Genomic DNA, 1,717 nt, shown 5'->3' on the forward strand with positions numbered 1-1,717 from the left:
GGGGTCAGCAGGTCGCCCGACGGCGCACTTCCCCCCGCCAGCAACTGATAGGTCAGCACCGCGACGCCCAGGAACAGCGCGAGCGTTACGCCCTCCACCAGCGCCGCCAACCGCCCATGCCGCAGAAAAGGCGGCAATCGTCGGCGCCATGTCGATGCCCGCCGGGAAAATGTGGTCGCGCCGCTCATAGTGGCTTTGTTACAACAACCCCGTGCCCGATCAAACACAGTATTTGGGCCAAAACCTGTCGCTGGTCGATATCGCCCGTCGGTTCGTCCCGAAAAGCGGACGCGTCCCGATCAGTCGGCAAGGCGAAGCTGGAGCGGGTCCAGACCATAATCGGTCAGTTTCTTGCGCAGCGTATTGCGATTGATCCCCAGCAGTCCGGCGGCGCGAATCTGATTGCCATCGACGCTCGACAGCACCTCCTGCAACAGGATCGGCTCGATCACCGCAAGCAGATCATCATGTAGGCTGCGATTGGCCTGCCCCAGCCCGATACCCAGCTGCCGCTTCGCCCAATCGCGCACGGCGTGGGCCAACTGATCGGCGGGCGCGGCATAATCAGCGGGCACCGCATCCATCGGCAGCATGTTGCGCAATATGTCCGCGGTGATGACATTTTCCCGGCTCAGCACCGACAGGCGCTGCATCATATTCTGCAATTCGCGCACATTGCCCGGCCAATGATAGGCCATCAGCAATTGCGCCGCATCGTCGGCCAGCGTCTTGCGCGGCAGGCCTTCCTGCGCCGCCCGCTCCAGAAAATGACGCGCCAGCAGGATCACATCATCGCGCCGCTCCCGCAGCGCGGGCAAGGCGATCGGCACAACGTTCAGCCGGTAATAGAGATCCTGCCGAAAGCGGTTTTCCTCGATCAGCGGCGGCAGATCCTTGTTGGTCGCGGCAATGATGCGGACATTGACCCGCACCGGCTTGGACCCGCCCACCGTCGTCACCTCGCCCGATTGCAGGACGCGCAGCAACCGCGTCTGCGCCTCCATCGGCATGTCGCCAATCTCGTCGAGGAACAATGTGCCGCCCTGCGCTTGCTCGAACTTGCCAGCGGTGCGGGCATGGGCGCCGGTAAAAGCGCCCTTCTCATAGCCGAACAATTCCGCCTCGATCAGTTCGCGCGGAATCGCCGCCATGTTGATGGCGATGAACGGCCGCGTGCGCCGCTGGCCCAGGCTGTGGATCGCTTCGGCCACCAGTTCCTTGCCCGTGCCCGACTCGCCCAGCACCAGGATCGACAGGTCGTTGGAAAGCACCCGCGCGATGGTCCGATAGACTTCCTGCATCGCGGGCGATCGACCGACCAGCGGCAGGCCGTCATGCGGCAGCCCGCCATCGCCCTCCTCCTCCGTCGCGCTCTCCCGCGTGCCTAGCGCATCTGCGACGGCACGAGTCAGTTCGTTGAGATCGAACGGCTTGGGCAGATATTCGAACGCGCCCTTTTCGGTCGCGCGGATCGCGGTGTTGAGCGTGTTCTGCGCCGACAGGATGATGACGTTCAGGTCCGGGCGACTGGCGATGATGTCCGCCACGCCCTCCAACCCATCGCCATCGGGCAGCATGACGTCCGTGATCAGGATGTCGGGCCGGAAACTCTCCATCAGCGCCGCCCGCTCGCGGATCGATGCGGCGGTCTTCACCTTATGCCCCTGCCGCCGCAGCGCCTCGCCCACCACCACGCAGATGGCCGGATCGTCATCGA

At 64.4% G+C, this 1,717-nt stretch carries 1 protein-coding gene; it reads right to left on the minus strand.

Features of this window, described 5'->3' with window-relative positions:
- Positions 1-299 precede the first annotated feature (299 nt).
- Positions 300-1,717 (minus strand): nitrogen regulation protein NR(I) (gene ntrC, locus IL54_RS02260; protein ID WP_037472797.1); only part of this gene is annotated, 1,418 nt, incomplete at its 5' end.

The sequence above is a fragment of the Sphingobium sp. ba1 genome (assembly GCF_000743655.1).
GTDB lineage: Bacteria > Pseudomonadota > Alphaproteobacteria > Sphingomonadales > Sphingomonadaceae > Sphingobium.